The organism is Ruegeria sp. CG3 (genome assembly GCF_056537205.1).
Genome location: NZ_JBQFRC010000001.1, coordinates 863,490 through 880,107 on the forward strand (window position 1 = coordinate 863,490; position 16,618 = coordinate 880,107).

A 16,618-nucleotide genomic window follows, 5' to 3' on the forward strand; every position below is an offset into this window, starting at 1 on the left:
CGTGCCCTTCGACGACGACGTCAAGGCCTGCGCTGCGCTGGTCCACCGGGTCGACCCCGATCGGTTCATGGCCGCGATGGCGGCGCCGGTTCAGGCGCGGGCCGTGCTGTTTCCGATCTACGCGATGAATATCGAGGTCGCCCGCGCGCCTTGGGTCACCCAAGAGCCGATGATCGCGGAAATGCGCCTGCAATGGTGGCGCGACGCGCTGCAGGAGATCGCCGAAGGGCCCACGGTGCGGCGGCACGAGGTGGTCACGCCCCTGTCGCGCGTCCTGTCCCCGCATCTGGCGGCGATGCTGGATGAATATGTGGCCGTAAGGCGTTGGGATATCTACCGGGATCCGTTCGAAGATGAGGAACACTTCGAGGTCTACCTGACGCACAGCGCAGGGTCGCTGATGGTCGCCTCGGCGCAAGCCCTGGGTGCCGCCGACGAAACGGTCCTGCGCGACTTTGGCTATGCGGTCGGTGTGGCGAACTGGTTTCGCGCCATCCCCGAGCTTGAGGCCCGCGGGCGCATTCCCCTGTTGGACGGGACGCCGGACGGGGTGCGCCAATTGGCCGAGCGCGCGCTGGACCGGATGGCCACGGCCCGGGCGCGTCGCGCCGATGTTTCGGATCAGGCACGCCCTGCGCTTTATGTCGGCTGGCAGGCAGACCGCGTCCTGCGTCATGTGCTGGCTGAGCCCGGTCGGGTCGCTGCTGCTGCGCTGGACGTGGGCGAGATCCGACGGCGCGTGTCACTGATCTGGACCGCGACCACCGGTCGGTGGTGATCAGGAGAGTTTGGCCTCGCGGGGTCTGAGCACCAGCCACAGCAGCGCGCCGCCCGCCAAAGTCAGCAACGGAACCATCGCCAGGTTGACGGCGGTCCATCCCTCGACCGGGGACCCACCCGAACAGTTCATCAGCCCGCCCGAGGCCAGCGACGCAATCGTCACGCCTCCGAATACCAGAAGGTCGTTCAGGCCCTGCACACGGCCGCGTTCATGTACATCGTGCTCGGCCGCCAGCATGCTGGTGGCGCCGATGAAGCCGAAGTTCCAGCCGATGCCAAGCAGCACGAGGGCCAGAAAGAAGTTTTCGATGTCAACGCCTTGCAGCGCCACAACGCCCGCGCAGCCCAAAATCGCCAACCCGATGGCGACCATCTTCTCGGCCCCGAACCGGGCGATCAGATGGCCGGTAAAGAAACTGGGAACATACATCGCCAGAACGTGGCTGGTGACCACATCCGCCGCATCACCTTCGGAGAAGCCACAGCCGACAACGGCCAGCGGCGTCGAGGTCATCACAAGGTTCATCAGCGCGTATGAGACCATGGCACAGATGATGGCCACGGCGATGCGCGGGGTTTTCAGCAGTTCGAGCCGCGACCGGCCTTTGGGTTCATCCTGTGACGGGCGGTCGGGGGTCGGAATGTCCAGAAACAGGAACAGGACCGACCCGATGACGTTCACTGCGATCACCGCGAAATAGGTGCCCAGGAACGGAATGACATAGGCCTGCGAGGTCAGCTTGACGATCTGCGGCCCGATGATGGCCGCAGCCAGACCGCCGGCCATGACGTACGAGATCGCCTTGGGCCGGAACGCGTCCGACGCTGTATCGGCGGCGGCAAAGCGATAGAAGCCATGTGCGCTCATGTAGATGCCGGTCAGCAGGCTGCCCAACAGGAACACCGGAAACGACCCCAGGTACAGGCCATAGGCGCCTACGGCGCCGCCCACCGCTCCGGCGGTGGCGCCGACGAGGAACCCGGCGCGGCGGCCCCAGCGCTGCATGATGGCCGAGACCGGCGTGGCCGCCAGCATCGAACCCAGAACGATCAGCGAAATCGGCAGCGTGGCGAGGCAAGCGTTGCTGGCCAGCGACTGGCCCGCCAATCCGCCGACGATGAAGATCATCGGCATCTGCGCGCCCAGAATCGCTTGGGCCGCCACCAGAACGGCAACATTCCGTTTGGCGCGGGTATCGTCGGGGGCGGTGCTGGTCATCGTCATGCGCAAATGGGTATCGGCGAACCGACAGACATACAAGCGGGTTGCATATGCGACAAAGCAGCCTAACCTGCGCCCCGAACCGCCACCCGGAGCAGCCATGACCGTTGGTCGAATTATCGAGACACCAGAATGCGTTGCGGAAGGGGCCGAGTGGCTGTCTGACGCCTGTCCGCGCATGGCGCACGCGATCGAACTGACCCGCCCGCTGCCCCTGCGCCGCCGGCCCGACGGCTTCGCGCAACTGCTCAGCGCCATCATCAGTCAGCAGGTCAGCGTGGCCTCGGCCAACGCGATCTGGGGGCGGATGCAGCAGGCCGGCCTGACCGGGCCGCGCAAGATCAAATGGGCCACCGATGATGAGCTGCGCGCCGTGGGGCTGAGCCGCCAGAAGATCCGCTATGCCCGTGCGCTGGCCGATGCGCGGATCGACTACAAGGCCCTGCGCCAGGCACCCGATGACGTGGTCATTGCGACCCTGACGCAAGTGCCGGGCATCGGGGTCTGGACGGCCGAGATCTATGCCATGTTCTCGCTGGGGCGGGCGGATGTGATCGCGCCCGGCGATTTGGCCCTGCAGGAGGCCGCACGGATGCTGTACGGCCTGCCGGATCGGCCGACCGACAAGGCGCTGCGGCAAATGGCCGAGGCGTGGTCGCCGTGGCGGTCGGTTGCAGCCCGGGTTCTGTGGGCCTATTACCGCGTGGCCAAGGATAGGGAAGGGATCAGATGACACGGGTTTTGAACGCGCTCCGCAAAGAGCCGGTTTCGGGCGACACGCGCTCGGTCGTGGTGTTCGTGCACGGCTATGGCGCCAACGGGGCCGATCTGCTGGGGCTTGCGGATGTTCTGGGCGAACACCTGCCCGACACGCTGTTCGTGGCCCCCGACGCGCCCGAGCAGATCCCCGGCATGCCCAACGGGTATCAGTGGTTTCCGATCCCGTGGATCGACGGCTCGTCCGAGGAAGAGGCTCGGCGCGGCATGGAAATGGCGGTCGAGGATTTCAACGCCTTTCTCGATGCCCTGATGGTGGACGAGGACGTGCTGCCCGAGCAGGTGGTGCTGTTCGGCTTTTCCCAGGGCAGCATGATGAGCCTGCACGTGGCCCCGCGCCGCGAAGACCCGGTGGCCGGCGTGATCGCGTTTTCGGGCCGCCTGCTGGAGCCGGACCTGCTGGCCGACGAGGTGGTCAGCCGGATGCCCGTGCTGCTGGTTCATGGAGATGCCGATGACGTGGTGCCGCCGCAATCGCTGCCCGAGGCCGCCGAGGCCCTGCAGCGCGCAGGCTTCAAGGAGGTCTTTGCTCATGTCATGAAGGGCACCGGCCACGGTATCGCGCCCGACGGGCTGGGCGTCGCCTTGGCCTTCATGCGCGACAAGCTGAGCCTGTGACGCGGCAGGGTCACCCCCACAGGTGACCCTCGGCAAACTCCACCGAATTTCCGGCCGGGTCGCGCACATAGAGCGATCGTGCCCCGTTGGGCCAGTCAAACTCGGCCTCGACCGGGACGTTCCAGTTCAGCAGATGCTTGCGCATCGACGCGATCTGGTCGCGCGTCAGGATCAGGCACACATGCCCCGGACCGCGTGCGCCATGCGGCGGCACCGGCAGGTCAGGGTTGGTCGTGGGCTGTTTCGTCTGGTCGGGGTTGAACAACAGCAACACCGAGGCGCCGACCCGGAAGAACACGTGCCGGCCCTTGACGCGCTGAATGCGTTCCAGGCCCAGAACCTCGCCATAGAACCGTTCGGCGGCGTCCAGATCATCGACATACAGCGCGGCCTCGAGAATGCCCGAAGGCGACGGGATTCCGGCTGCCACTTTCATGGCGCCATGATAGCGGACATCGCCGAAAAAGTCACCGCCGCGGGCGCCGGTCCCGCTTGCGTTGGGGGGCCGTTTCCACCACGGGCATCGGCAGGCTGTCCCAACTGCCGGGGGCGAGGTCGTCCAGCGTCCAGTCGCCGATCCGGGCGCGGATCAGGCGCAGGGTGGGGTGGCCCACGGCGGCCGTCATGCGGCGTACCTGCCGGTTGCGCCCCTCGCGCAGGGTCAGTTCCAGCCAGCAGTCCGACACCGTCTTGCGTTCGCGGATTGGCGGCGTGCGCGGCCACAGGCCCTCGGGTTCGTCGATCAGCCGCGCCTTGGCTGGGCGGGTCATGCCGTCATTCAACTCGACCCCGTCACGCAGGGCCCGGATGACCGCCGCATCCGGGATGCCCTCGACTTGGACCCAATAGGTTTTGGGCATCTTGTGCTTGGGATCCGAGATCTGGGATTGCAGCCGCCCATTGTCGGTCAGCAGCATCAGCCCCTCGCTGTCACGGTCCAGCCGCCCGGCCGGATAGACCCCCGGCAGGTCGATGAAATCCGACAGGGTGCTGCGGGGCGACTCGGCATTTTGCCGGTCGGTGAACTGCGGCAGCACGTCAAAGGGTTTGTTGAAGCGAATGAACCATGACATGAGCTCCGCCATACTCTCAGTTCCGGACCTGCGCAAGCTGTGGATAACTGTCACGTGATTGTTACGGATTCGGAATAGTCCGTTACCGAGATGTTGTGGAAAAACAGGACTTGTCAGAGTTTTAACACGATATATAGTTAAGTTAAGACCGGGGCGGGTGCTCCCCGCTCTGGTGTCCCATACAGGCAGCCGAGAGCGAGGAGCGATTCAGCCATGGACGGAGATTTCAGGACCGAATTTGTCAGGGAGCCAGGTGCCCTCAAGCACCATCCGGCATTGGTTTTGAACGCCGATTATCGCCCGCTTTCCTACTATCCGCTGTCGCTGTGGCCCTGGCAGGAGGCGATAAAAGCCGCCTGGCTGGACCGGGTCGATATCGTCGCCGAGTATGACGAAGTGGTCCGGAGCCCGAGTACGGTGATCCGAATACCGTCGGTGGTTGTCCTGAAAGACTATGTGAAACCCAGAAAGCGCGTGGCCTTCACGCGCTTTAATTTATTTCTGAGGGATGAATTCCGCTGCCAGTACTGCGGTAGCCGGGGCGAACTGACTTTCGACCACGTCGTGCCGCGTGCAGCAGGGGGCGTCACCAGTTGGCAGAACGTGGTGGCCGCCTGCAGCCCATGCAATCTGCGCAAGGGGTCGAAATCGCTGCGTCAGGCGGGGATGAGCCTGCGCAAGCCGCCTCGGCAGCCTGACGCCAGTATGCTGCAGAATATCGGACGGAAATTTCCGCCGAACCACCTGCACGAAAGCTGGATCGACTTTCTGTATTGGGATGCGGAACTGGACGCACAGTAGGGTCAGCGCGCGCGCCAGGCGGCCAGCCACACCAGAACCAGACCTGCGGACAGCAGTGCGTTCCACCCAGCCATGGACAGCCCGAACATTTCCCACGGGATATCGTCGCACCGTACCAACGGGGCGGCCATGATCTGCTCCATCAACTCCTCGGCGGACAGGCCGCTGATACTGCCCGATGTGCAACTGGACGGGCCTTCCCACAGGCCGCGCTCGACCCCGGCGTGATAGACGCCGATGCCGGACGTGGCGGCGGCAGCGGCTGCGCCGAGGAGGGGCAGCAGGCGCACGCCCGGAAATGCAAAAGCCAGCACGCCGAGCAGCACAGCCGCACCATGCGGGTAGCGTTGCCAGATGCACAATTTACACGGTGCCATGCCGCCCAGGTACTGGAACCCCCAAGCCGCAAGAAGCAATGCTGCAGACCCACCCGCTGCCAGCAAAATGAGTGTCCGTTCCCGCGTCATATGTATTTCACCACCAGAAATCCGCCGATCAGAAGAATGATGAACAAGGTGAACATCAGCCCAAGCCGCTTTTCGATGAAGTCCCGGATAGGCTCGCCAAAGCCCCAAAGCAACCCCGCGACGATGTAGAACCGCAAAGCGCGGGCGAGAATCGAAGTGGCGATGAAAGTTCCCAGCGGCATTCCCGTCCAACCGGACATGATCGTGATGACCTTGTACGGGAAAGGCGTGACACCGGCGGTCAGAACGGCCCAGAACCCGAAATCGTTGAACCGCTGGTTGAATTCCTGCATCGCGTGACCCTTGCCCATCGCTTCGAGGATGGGTTGTCCGATGCTGTCGTAGAAAAACGCGCCGATTGCGTATCCCAAAAGCCCGCCCAGGACCGAGAACACCAGCGCGACGGTGGCAATCAGCCATGCCCGCGATGGGCGCGCCAGAATCATTGGGATCATCAGCACGTCGGGTGGAATCGGAAAGACCGAGCTTTCGATGAATGCCACAAATGCCAACACCCACAGGGCGTGTGGGTGGTCGGCCAGTCGGATCGTCCGATCATAAAGCGATTGCAGCATCAGCGCGAGTTCCCAAGCTTAGTCATGACGAGGCAAACCACGCGCCCGACGGGGCGTCAACCGATCTGTCTCGGGCTGATCGTCGATTGACCGATTTTTGCCTCTGGACCTTCGGCAAGATGGGCGGTAATTCAATGCGCGTGGCCCAAGTGGCGGAATGGTAGACGCAGGGGATTCAAAATCCCCCGCCTTCACGGGCGTGAGAGTTCGAGTCTCTCCTTGGGCACCACCACCGCACCCGTTTTGGTATAGTGTTCAGGGCATTTGCTCTGTCAATTGTGGCGTGTGCGGTTGACTGCGACTCGGGCATCCAGCCTCGAATTGGGCGACGAAACTGTACGCGGACTAGCGGGATCTGGACCGTCTTCGATGCAATATCGGGCGCGGCGGTAGAGTTTCCAGATCGTCAACTATAGCTACAACAAGGGTCGTCTGTGTCTCCGCTGCACGGTGTCTCTGGCAGCGTATCCGCGCGTGTCTGGGCGCTGAAGTGGGCGCATTCCAGAGTGACGTGATCCTTTAAGCTCGCGCAATATGAATACGGCCGCTTTGGGTGCAGAGCCGTCAAACACTTGAAAGAACGCGATTATGGTACAGCGTCACCGGGACAGGCCGTGACGCCATCATTTGGCCATAGAAATTGGTGAAACAAAGAGCCGTGACAGGCACTGACGTGATATCGAAGCAGGCTATGACGAGAAGGGTTGGCTGGCACGGCTGTGCAGTTGCCATGCCTTTTGAGCTTTGCAATAACGGACCTCATAGTTCCCCGTCCCGGGTAATGATTATAGTTGGTTGATTTATGTGCAAAATCCTTGTGGTAGATCTGGATGGCACTCTTTTGAAGAGTGACATGCTGTACGAAAGCTTTTGGTCGGCTTTCGGACGGAACTGGCGCAGCCCGTTTCACTCCGCCGCGGCTCTGTTGGGTGGACGCGCTTCATTGAAACGTTACCTGGCCGAAGAGGCCGAAATTGACGTCACCTCGTTGCCTTATGATCCCAAGGTGGTGGAATACGTCAAGAAATGGCGCGCTGATGGCGGCAAGACCGCCCTTGTGACGGCCTCGGATGAGGGCATTGCCCAAAGCATCGGAGCCCATCTGGGTATTTTTGACGAGGTTTATGGCTCCGACGGGTCGCTGAACCTGAAAGGTGAAAACAAGGCCGAGTTTCTGGACGAACGCTTTGGTCCGGGCGGATACGCCTATATGGGCGATTCCCACGCCGATCTGGCGGTGTGGCGAAGGGCCAATCTGGCGGTTTCCGTAAACGCGGGGCCAGGACTGGCGAAACAAGCGGAAGCGGTCGCACCCAAGGTCGAGCATCTGCACACACACGAAGTGACCGCCAAGTCCTACCTCAAGGCGCTGCGTCCGCATCAATGGATGAAGAACCTTCTGGTCTTTTTGCCGATGCTGGCGGCCCATCAACTGACCGGGCAGGTCTTTTGGTTGTCTGTGCTGGCTTTCGTATCGTTCAGCCTGATCGCATCCAGTGTCTATGTTCTGAATGACTTGCTGGACCTTGCAGCAGATCGGGCGCATCCGCGCAAACGCGCGCGGCCGTTTGCTTCGGGCAGCATTCCGATTTCGTCCGGAACGTGGATGGCTGCCGGTCTGCTGATTTCAGGCTCGGTCATCGCAGCCATGGTCGGGCTGGATTTTTTCCTGGTGATGGTGGCGTATTATGCGCTGACGACCGGGTATTCATTGTATCTAAAGCGCCAGTTGGTCATCGACATCTGTGTCTTGGCCGGCCTTTACACGACCCGGATCGTGGCGGGTGGAGCGGCAACCGGGTTGGAGCTTTCAGTCTGGCTCCTTGCATTTTCGATGTTTCTGTTCCTGTCGCTTGCGGCGGTCAAAAGGCAGGCCGAGTTGGTGGACTATGCGGCGCGCGGTAAATTGTCGGCAACCGGGCGCGGCTATCACGTGGATGACCTTCCGATTATCTCCATGATCGCCGTCAGCGCGGGTTATGTCGCCGTTCTGGTGATGGCACTCTACGTCAGCTCGCCGGTGGTGGTGCAGCTCTACTCCTACCCGCAGGCCCTGTGGGGCGTGTGTGCTGTTCTGCTGTTCTGGATCACCCGGACCGTCATGATTACGCATCGTGGCAACATGCACGATGATCCCGTGATCTACGCGGCCAAGGACCCGGTCAGCCTGCTTTGCTTTGCCATAATTCTGCTGTTCGTTGTCGCGGGGTCAATGCTGTGACGGTTCAGGGATTGATTCTGCGCTATTCCGCCTTTGCCATCGTGGCGATGGCCTTGAACCTGGCCGCGCAGCGCGCAGTGCTGTCGCTTGGCGAGGGTGGCTGGTACTTCGCGGCTGCAGTGTTTGCGGGTACTCTGGTCGGCCTTGTGGTCAAATATACCCTCGACAAGCACTGGATTTTCTATGACCGGCAGACGGGACTGAAGGCCCACGGTCAGAAATTTTCGCTGTATACGGCGATGGGTGTGGTCACCACCGCAATTTTTTGGGGCACCGAGACGGCCTTTTGGGTGGTTTGGAAAACCGATCTCATGCGGGAGGTTGGCGCGGTTATCGGGCTGACGGTGGGTTACGTGATAAAGTACCATCTCGATAAGCGCTTCGTATTCAACACCGGCTCGGCAGAGGCGCGGGCATGAGGCTTTCCGGCTGGGGCAGGTACCCCGTTCTTGAGACCAGAGTGATCGCGCCGCGCAGCGTCGAAAGCCTTCGGTCGGTCGTGCGGGAGGGACCCGATGTGATCGCGCGTGGCAATGGACGCGCCTATGGAGACAGCGCAATTGGGCGCACGACAACCGTACACACCCGGCATCTGAACAGGATGGTGTCCTTCGACAACCAGACCGGAGTGCTGGTTGCCGAGGCGGGGGTTCTGCTGGGCGACGTGATCGCAGCGTTTCTGCCCCGGGGTTGGTTTCCGATCGTTACACCGGGCACCAAATTCGTCACGATCGGCGGTGCCATCGCCGCAGATGTTCATGGCAAGAACCACCACCGTGTCGGTAGTTTCCGCCATTGCGTCGAATGGGTTGAGGTCATGGGCGATGATGGGGAAATCACCCGATGCAGCCGCGCCTCGAACAGCGCATTGTTCGACCACACCTTGGGCGGCATGGGCCTTACCGGGATCATCGTACGGGCCGCGGTTCGGTTGCAGCCGGTCGAGACAGGTTGGATCAAGCAAAAGACCATAGCCGCACCCAGCCTTCAGGATGCGATGAATGCATTCGAGGCCGCACAGGATGCAACATACTCGGTCGCGTGGATCGACTGCTTGTCCACAGGCCGAAACCTGGGGCGGTCTCTGGTGATGCTGGGAGAACACGCTGCGGTCTCGGACCTGCCGGGGCGGTATGCCAGGCAACCCCTGATCTGCCCGACCAAGCGCAAAAAATCCGTGCCGATGGATCTGCCGTCGTTTGCCTTGAACCGCCATACGGTTCGGGCATTCAACGCCGGTTACTATTGGATGGGGGTTCGAAACGGCGACACCAAGCTGGTGAACTGGGATACGTTCTTTTATCCGCTGGACGCCATATTGGGATGGAACCGTATCTACGGTCGTAGCGGCTTTGCCCAGTTTCAATGCGCGTTGCCTATCCACCGTTCACGCGCCGGTCTGACCCAGCTTTTGCAAGCTATCGCTGGCAAGGGCATGGGTTCGTTTCTGTCCGTGCTGAAACGGTTCGGCCCGCAGGACAGTCCGTTTTCCTTCCCCATGGAGGGATACACGCTGGCGCTTGATTTCCCGATTTCCGACAAAACGCTCATTCTCATGGACAAGCTGGATCGGATCACTCTGGAACATGGTGGACGGTTCTACCTGGCCAAAGACAGCAGGATGTCGGCCAATACTTTGAACAGATCAGACGATCGCGTGACCCGATTCCGCGAGGCGCGCAACGTCAATGGGTGGCGGGACCGGTTCCGCTCGGCCCAGTCAGAAAGGCTTGAAATATGACAATGGAACACGTTCTCGTTCTTGGTGCCCGGTCGGATATCGGCAAGGCCATCGCTCATGAGTTTGCCGAGCGGGGGCACCCGGTCCAGCTGGCCGCCCGGAATGCTGAGACGCTTGAGGCCGACAAGGCCGATATCGAGCTGCGCTATGGTGTCGGGGCAACGTTGCACGAGTTCGACGTTCTGGAAGCCAACAGCTTCGATGGGTTCATCGATGCGTTGCCTGAATTGCCGGGTATCGTTGTATGCGTTGTCGGGTACATGGGCGAGCAGACCGAGAACGAAAAGGACGCCGCCGCAGCTTCTCTGGTGATGCGTAGCAACTTCGAAGGGCCGGCTCAGATCCTCGGAGCCTTTGCCAACCGGTTCGAAGAGCACGGGTCGGGTACGATCGTGGGTGTCAGTTCCGTGGCCGGTGATCGGGGCCGGGCGACCAACTATGTATACGGATCAGCCAAGGCCGGCCTGACCGCATTTCTGTCCGGGTTGCGCAACCGGCTTGCCAAGAAAAGCGTGCATGTCGTGACGGTTCTTCCGGGATTCGTCGACACACAAATGACCGAAGGAATGGACTTGCCCGAGCGTCTGACCGCGCAACCGTCCGAGGTTGCCGCCGCAACGGCCCGGGCGGTCGAGCGCGGTCGGAACGTGATCTACGTCAAGCCGATTTGGCAACTGATCATGGCGATCATCCGAAACATCCCCGAGCCGGTGTTCAAGAAGCTCAGCATCTGACCTCGCGTTGCCGGGTGGCCTCGTCACTCATTGCCGTCTCTGGACGTAGCAGCGCGCGAGTTGTCGCTGGCTGCGAGGGCCTGAATGCAGCCCACGACAAAAAACGGCATGAAGTACATGACCAGCCGACCGATATTGAACTGTACGTTCAACATGGCGATGAGCGAGAAAAACGCCAGCAGCGCCAAAACGTCCGTCCGGCGCAGGACCTGATTTGCAGCTTGACCGGTTACGGCAATCCACCAGCAGGCGGTCAGAACCAACAACGGCCAGACGTTCAGATACAGTCCTTTGACACTTGTGCTGCCTTTTAAAGTGGACAGCGCGCTGGAGATGAATTGCCCAACCTGTCTCTGATTGTCGTTCACGCCGGGAAACGGAAATGCGGTAATGACAACCAGAAATCCAACGAACAGGCAGAACAGGGCGGCCGTGACCCTGGCCTCGTCGCTGCGCAAGGACATCATTGCCAATGCGCGCAGACCAAAGATCAGCAGCGTCACGATGATGATCTTTTCATTGATGAACGCGCCAAGAAACACGGTAAGAACAAACCACTTCCATTTCTTCTCGGCAGCCAACAAAAGGGCCACTGTCAAGGGAAAGACCGAGATGCCGTCATTGCCTTCCAGCGCCAGAAACTGCCCCAGAAACAGAACTGATGCGGCGCCGATAAATGCCCATTGCGCAGTGGTTCCAACACGCCGCAGCAAATAGGCGTAAACCAGAAGCGCCGTCAGGACCAGGTAGAAGACGTTGGCGGCACACATCGCGGCCAGAGCCTTGGCGTCGGCAACGCTGTCAGGAAGAAAGACTTCTCCTGACCCGGTAGACAGTGACACGAACGGCAGATTGTAGAACGGCAGCGCAAGTATGACCGAGCCTATGCGGTAAACATGCGGCGAAGGGGGAACGCGGCCACGCTCTTCATCCAGAAGATACAGCAGGTAGTGGGAATAGTCGTCGAAAGAGACCGCGCCGAAGTAAACGACGCGATATGTGTCGAAAAACATCTCTCCGGCGGCGACCGTAAAGACCAGCGCCAGAAACAAATGCCAGCGGAACTCGCTGATTGATGACGATTTGCTTTGCAAAGAAGAATAACCAATCACGCTGTGAACTCACACGAACAGGAAAAAAACAAATAACCGATTGTCAGAAAACAAAAAATCTTCGAACTCAGCGACCTGAGAGATCATACTTGACGCGCCGCGGACCGGTCAACACGGTGCGACACCCATAGTTGCGGGGTCAAGCCGGGGAAATTTTCGGGTTCTACGTCATATGTGCGTCCCGGCGCCGGGGTCGGGCGCATAACGCTTGACAACAGCGGTACGGGCAACAAACCATCGTGACTGTTGGGAGAATTCGGGAAAATTTGAGCTCATCCGTTGCCTGCTCATGCGGATTGTCATAATGGCTCGTCCCCCGGACAAGGGGCCTTTGGCCTGTCTTCCGTCCACAATAAGAATCTTGGGAGTTCCTAAATGATCAAGAAAAGCAAGCTCAGCCTCGGCGCGGTCGTGACCGCTGCCCTCATGGCTCCGGCGGCTTATGCCGAAGAATTCATCACCATCGGCACCGGCGGTGTGACCGGCGTGTACTATCCCACCGGTGGCGCGATCTGCCGCCTGGTGAACAAGGGCCGCAAAGAACATGGCGTGCGTTGCTCGGTCGAATCGACGGGTGGATCGGTCTACAACATCAACACCATTCGCGAAGGCGAGCTGGAATTCGGTGTGGCCCAGTCCGACTGGCAGTACCATGCCTACAACGGCACCTCGAAATTCGAGGAAAACGGCCCGTTCGAAGAGCTGCGCGCCGTATTCTCTGTTCACCCCGAGCCGTTTACCGTGGTGGCGCGTGCTGATTCCGGCATCAAGAACTTCGAAGACCTGAAGGGCAAGCGCGTCAACATCGGCAACCCCGGTTCGGGTCAGCGCGGCACCATGGAAGTTCTGATGGAAGCCTTGGGCTGGACCACGGATGACTTCGAACTGGCAACCGAGCTGAAGGCCGCCGAACAGTCGGCCGCGCTGTGTGACAACCAGATCGATGCGATGGTCTACACTGTCGGCCACCCGTCCGGTTCGATCCAGGAAGCCACCACTGCGTGCGACTCGGTTCTGGTGAACGTCAGCGGCGAAGCCGTTGACAAGCTGGTTGCCGACAACTCGTTCTACCGTACGGCCACCATCCCCGGCGGCATGTATCGCGGTTCGGACGCTGACACCCAGACCTTCGGTGTGGGCGCGACCTTCGTGACTTCGGCAAACGTGTCTGACGATGCGGTGTACGCGGTTGTCAGCTCGGTCTTCGAGAACTTCGACGACTTCAAAAAGCTGCACCCGGCCTTCGCCAACCTCAAGCCTGAGGAAATGATCAAGGACGGTCTGTCGGCTCCGCTGCATCCGGGCGCCGAGAAGTACTACAAAGAAAAAGGCTGGATCCAGTAATCCACCTTCAAGTCCAGAAACGAGGCGCTGTTCGCGCCTCGTTTTCAACCGGTGAGAGGCCGGTAATACCAAAACTGCGCCGGAAACCGGCCGTTGGACGGGGAGACATTTGATGAGCGCTGATCAACAGGGCAATCGTCCGTTATCCGAAGAAGAACTACAGGAACTGGTCGCATCCTCGGATGCGGGGGCGCGGGACCCGGCTGGCAATGTCGGCTTGTTCCTGGCGATCGTGGCCGCGATCTGGTCGATCTTTCAAGTCGTTCTGGCGTCACCGATTGCCAACTATGTGCTGCCCGGCAGCGTTGTGAACAACGCGCGTCAGTTTCATTTGGCCTTCGCGATGTTCCTGGCCTTCGCGGCTTATCCAGCGCTGAAATCCAGTCCGCGAAACTACATTCCGATCCAGGATTGGATCATGGGTGTACTGGGAGCCGGTGTCGCCCTTTACGGCTATTTCTTCTATGACAAGATCGTCAATGCGGGCGGTCTGGCGGATGATGTCGACAAATGGATCGCCCTCGGTGGCTTGATCCTGTTGTTCGAAGCCGCGCGGCGCGCGCTTGGCCCCGCCATGGCGATCATCGCGACGATCTTCCTGGCCTATGTGTTCTTCGGCTCGTCCGAGTGGGTGCCCGAGGTGATCCGCTGGAAAGGCGCCAGCCTGAAAAAGGCGATGAGCCACATGTGGATCACGTCCGAGGGTGTGTTCGGCATCGCCTTGGGTGTTTCGACGAAATTCGTGTTCCTCTTCGTTCTGTTCGGCGCTTTGCTGGATAAGGCCGGGGCAGGGAATTACTTCATCAAGATGGCCTTCGGCGCGCTGGGTCACCTGCGCGGTGGTCCGGCCAAGGCCGCCGTTGTCGGTTCGGCCGCAACCGGCCTGATTTCGGGCTCGTCCATCGCCAACGTCGTCACCACCGGCACCTTCACCATCCCGCTGATGAAGCGCGTAGGCTTTACCAGCGAGCAGGCCGGCTCGGTCGAGGTTGCAAGTTCGGTCAACGGCCAGATCATGCCGCCCGTGATGGGCGCCGCCGCCTTCCTGATGGTGGAGTACGTGGGCATCTCGTATGTCGAGGTCATCACCCACGCCTTCCTTCCGGCGGCGATTTCCTACATTGCGCTGGTCTACATCGTCCATCTCGAGGCCGTGAAGCGGAACATGCCCACTCTGGGCGACCGCGACGTGCATCTGGCGCGGACGGTCGTGGGGATGCTGATGTTCTTCCTGGTGTTTGCGGGGCTCTGCTATGGTTCGCAGTTCCCGGTGGATGCTGTCACAAGCTGGGCGCCGTCCAGCGCTGGTCTGATCCTGAGCCTGGCGGTGTGCGCCGTCTATGTTGCTCTGCTGTACCTGGCGGCTCAGGTTCCCGACCTTGAGCCCGATGACCCGAACGCGACCGAAGTGAAGCTGCCGGTGATCTCCGAGATCTACAAGGCCGGCCTGCATTACCTGCTGCCGATTATCGTTCTGGTCTACTTCCTGATGATCGAACAGAAGTCGCCGGGTCTGTCGGCCTTCTGGGCGACCGCGCTGCTGTTTGTGATCCTGCTGACGCAGAAACCGCTCAAGGCGATCTTCCGGGGGCAGAGCGATCTGGCAAACTCCTTTGTCGATGGGGTTGCCGATCTGTGGCAGGGCCTGATCGACGGCGCGCGCAACATGATCGGCATTGCGCTGGCCACGGCCACGGCCGGCGTGATCGTCGGTACCGTGACCCTGACCGGTGTGGGGCAGGTGATGGCCGATCTGGTCGAGTTCCTGTCCGGCGGCAACCTGATCCTGATGCTGGTGATGGTCGGGCTGCTCAGCCTGATCCTGGGCATGGGGCTGCCGACCACGGCAAACTACATCGTCGTCAGCTCGCTGATGGCGGGCGTTGTGGTCGAACTGGGCGCGCAAAGCGGCCTGATCGTGCCGCTGATCGCGGTCCATCTGTTCGTGTTCTACTTCGGCATCATGGCCGACGTGACGCCTCCTGTGGGCCTCGCCAGCTTTGCTGCGGCCGCCGTATCGGGCGGTGACGCGATCAAGACCGGATTCACCGCGTTCTTCTACAGCCTGCGTACCGTGGCGCTGCCTTTCGTGTTCATCTTCAACACCGACCTGCTGTTGATCGATGTCACTTGGGTTGAGGGGATCATAGTGGCCATATTCGCCACGATTGCGATCCTCGTGTTCACGGCCGGCACGATGGGCTACTTCCTGACCCACAGCCGCATCTACGAAAGCGTTGCGCTGATTGCGATCGCCTTCGCGCTGTTCCGGCCGGACTATTTTATGGATCGCATCTCGCCCTCGCACCTCGAGGTCGAGCCGGCCGGATTCGTTCAGGCCATTGGTGAGGCTGAACCCGGCACCGACGTGCGGGTCGTGGTCAGCGGGCCGGATTTCGACACCGGCAACATGACCGAGACCACGGTCGTCGTCACCGTAGGGTCCGAACCTGATGGTGCGGCGCGTGTTGATGCCATGGGCTTTTTGCTGATCGAGGAAGATGGCCTGGTGAAGATGGACGAACCGATGTTCGGCTCGCCAATCGCCGATGATCTGGCCAATTTCGACTATTACGCGGACGAGCCGGTGCGCATCGCATCCGCCGATCTGCCGGTCAGCCAGCCGCCCAAACAGTTGATCTATATCCCGGCCATGCTGCTGCTGGGGTTGATCGCCTTCCTGCAACGCGGCCGTGCCGCCAGACAAGAGGTGCCCGCATGACAAAGTCCGTCCTGTGCGCCGTTGACATCAGCAATGGCAATATCGATGCTCCTGTCCTGAAAATTGCCGCGAAACTGGCCGATCTCGACGGGGCGCAGCTGGACGTGGTGACCGTACTGCCGGATTTCGGTGAAAGCTGGGTGTCCGGCTTTTTCCGGCCCGACTTCCACGACAAGGCGCAGCACGAAGCGCATGACAAGCTGGTTGAGCTGTGTGTCGATGCGGTCGGGTCAGAGCGCAACGCCACGATCCGCCATGTCGTTGCAACCGGCACGGCCTATCAGGAGATCCTGAAGACCGCCGAAAGCGCCGGCAGCGATTTGATCGTGATCGGTGCGCACAAGCCGGATTTCAAGGATTACCTGTTGGGGCCGAACGCGGCGCGAGTGGTGCGCCACTCGAACGTTTCGGTCTATGTGGTCCGCTAAGTC

The 16,618-nt window shown here is 60.9% G+C and carries 17 protein-coding genes and 1 tRNA gene; 12 read left to right on the forward strand and 6 right to left on the reverse strand.

Going from position 1 to position 16,618, the window contains the following annotated elements; translation table 11 throughout:
* The first annotated feature begins 1 nt into the window (after position 1).
* Entirely contained in the window at positions 2-778 is a 777-nt protein-coding gene (locus ACR0NB_RS04295; RefSeq protein ID WP_480775622.1) for a squalene/phytoene synthase family protein, read from the forward strand.
* On the opposite strand, the gene ACR0NB_RS04300 is transcribed toward ACR0NB_RS04295, so the two are convergent.
* A complete protein-coding gene (locus ACR0NB_RS04300; RefSeq protein WP_480775027.1) occupies positions 779-2,005 on the reverse strand; it encodes an MFS transporter in 1,227 nt (408 codons plus the stop codon).
* 97 nt (positions 2,006-2,102) lie between these two features.
* Here ACR0NB_RS04300 and ACR0NB_RS04305 point away from each other — a divergent pair, with 97 nt between their 5' ends.
* Together ACR0NB_RS04305 and ACR0NB_RS04310 are read left to right on the forward strand one after the other, a co-directional pair.
* The gene (locus ACR0NB_RS04305) at positions 2,103-2,735 is read left to right on the forward strand and encodes a DNA-3-methyladenine glycosylase family protein (RefSeq protein ID WP_170402942.1); all 633 of its coding nucleotides are present in this window, start codon (positions 2,103-2,105) and stop codon (positions 2,733-2,735) included.
* Positions 2,732-3,397 carry an alpha/beta hydrolase gene (locus ACR0NB_RS04310; protein ID WP_170338468.1) on the forward strand — a complete coding sequence of 222 codons (666 nt, stop codon included), beginning with the start codon at positions 2,732-2,734 and terminating at the stop codon, positions 3,395-3,397. Before ACR0NB_RS04305 ends, ACR0NB_RS04310 begins: the two co-directional genes overlap by 4 nt.
* Positions 3,398-3,407: 10 nt before the next feature.
* On the opposite strand, the gene ACR0NB_RS04315 is transcribed toward ACR0NB_RS04310, so the two are convergent.
* Both ACR0NB_RS04315 and ACR0NB_RS04320 read right to left on the reverse strand, forming a co-directional pair.
* A complete protein-coding gene (locus ACR0NB_RS04315) occupies positions 3,408-3,833 on the reverse strand; it encodes a VOC family protein (protein ID WP_170437622.1) in 426 nt (141 codons plus the stop codon).
* Between the two features lie 31 nt (positions 3,834-3,864).
* Positions 3,865-4,470, reverse strand: coding sequence for a pseudouridine synthase (locus tag ACR0NB_RS04320; RefSeq protein WP_170363404.1), 606 nt, complete (start codon positions 4,468-4,470; stop codon positions 3,865-3,867).
* A gap of 213 nt (positions 4,471-4,683) precedes the next feature.
* Here ACR0NB_RS04320 and ACR0NB_RS04325 point away from each other — a divergent pair, with 213 nt between their 5' ends.
* Positions 4,684-5,271 carry an HNH endonuclease gene (locus ACR0NB_RS04325; protein WP_093962158.1) on the forward strand — a complete coding sequence of 196 codons (588 nt, stop codon included), beginning with the start codon at positions 4,684-4,686 and terminating at the stop codon, positions 5,269-5,271.
* A 2-nt stretch (positions 5,272-5,273) separates the two neighbouring features.
* Here the strand turns inward: ACR0NB_RS04325 and ACR0NB_RS04330 are convergent, their stop codons facing one another.
* Together ACR0NB_RS04330 and ACR0NB_RS04335 are read right to left on the reverse strand one after the other, a co-directional pair.
* The gene (locus ACR0NB_RS04330) at positions 5,274-5,738 is read right to left on the reverse strand and encodes a disulfide bond formation protein B (RefSeq protein ID WP_480775028.1); all 465 of its coding nucleotides are present in this window, start codon (positions 5,736-5,738) and stop codon (positions 5,274-5,276) included.
* Entirely contained in the window at positions 5,735-6,313 is a 579-nt protein-coding gene (locus tag ACR0NB_RS04335) for a YqaA family protein (RefSeq protein WP_093962156.1), read from the reverse strand. Before ACR0NB_RS04335 ends, ACR0NB_RS04330 begins: the two co-directional genes overlap by 4 nt.
* A 143-nt stretch (positions 6,314-6,456) precedes the next feature.
* On the opposite strand from ACR0NB_RS04335, the gene ACR0NB_RS04340 reads away from it, so the two are divergent.
* The 5 genes from ACR0NB_RS04340 (at position 6,457) to ACR0NB_RS04360 (ending at position 11,009) form a co-directional block, all read left to right on the forward strand.
* Positions 6,457-6,542: transfer RNA gene (locus ACR0NB_RS04340), tRNA-Leu, on the forward strand.
* Positions 6,543-7,115: 573 nt separating this feature from the next.
* Complete coding sequence (locus tag ACR0NB_RS04345; RefSeq protein WP_480775029.1) at positions 7,116-8,534, forward strand: UbiA family prenyltransferase; 1,419 nt, start codon at positions 7,116-7,118, stop codon at positions 8,532-8,534.
* Entirely contained in the window at positions 8,531-8,953 is a 423-nt protein-coding gene (locus ACR0NB_RS04350; protein WP_170338477.1) for a GtrA family protein, read from the forward strand. The genes ACR0NB_RS04345 and ACR0NB_RS04350 overlap by 4 nt, the downstream gene beginning before the upstream one ends.
* Positions 8,950-10,275 (forward strand): FAD-binding oxidoreductase, encoded by a 1,326-nt coding sequence (locus ACR0NB_RS04355; RefSeq protein ID WP_480775030.1) that lies wholly within the window; start codon positions 8,950-8,952, stop codon positions 10,273-10,275. The genes ACR0NB_RS04350 and ACR0NB_RS04355 overlap by 4 nt, the downstream gene beginning before the upstream one ends.
* 2 nt (positions 10,276-10,277) lie before the next feature.
* A complete protein-coding gene (locus tag ACR0NB_RS04360; RefSeq protein WP_480775031.1) occupies positions 10,278-11,009 on the forward strand; it encodes an SDR family oxidoreductase in 732 nt (243 codons plus the stop codon).
* A gap of 23 nt (positions 11,010-11,032) precedes the next feature.
* Here the strand turns inward: ACR0NB_RS04360 and ACR0NB_RS04365 are convergent, their stop codons facing one another.
* Entirely contained in the window at positions 11,033-12,022 is a 990-nt protein-coding gene (locus ACR0NB_RS04365; RefSeq protein WP_480775032.1) for a hypothetical protein, read from the reverse strand.
* 474 nt (positions 12,023-12,496) lie between these two features.
* On the opposite strand from ACR0NB_RS04365, the gene ACR0NB_RS04370 reads away from it, so the two are divergent.
* From ACR0NB_RS04370 to ACR0NB_RS04380, 3 genes are all read left to right on the forward strand, one after another.
* Positions 12,497-13,465, forward strand: a complete 969-nt coding sequence (locus ACR0NB_RS04370) for a TAXI family TRAP transporter solute-binding subunit (protein WP_170338481.1) — start codon at positions 12,497-12,499, stop codon at positions 13,463-13,465.
* 112 nt (positions 13,466-13,577) lie between these two features.
* Positions 13,578-16,187 (forward strand): TRAP transporter permease, encoded by a 2,610-nt coding sequence (locus tag ACR0NB_RS04375; protein WP_170359133.1) that lies wholly within the window; start codon positions 13,578-13,580, stop codon positions 16,185-16,187.
* Positions 16,184-16,615, forward strand: coding sequence for a universal stress protein (locus tag ACR0NB_RS04380; protein WP_170338483.1), 432 nt, complete (start codon positions 16,184-16,186; stop codon positions 16,613-16,615). Before ACR0NB_RS04375 ends, ACR0NB_RS04380 begins: the two co-directional genes overlap by 4 nt.
* Positions 16,616-16,618: the final 3 nt, after the last annotated feature.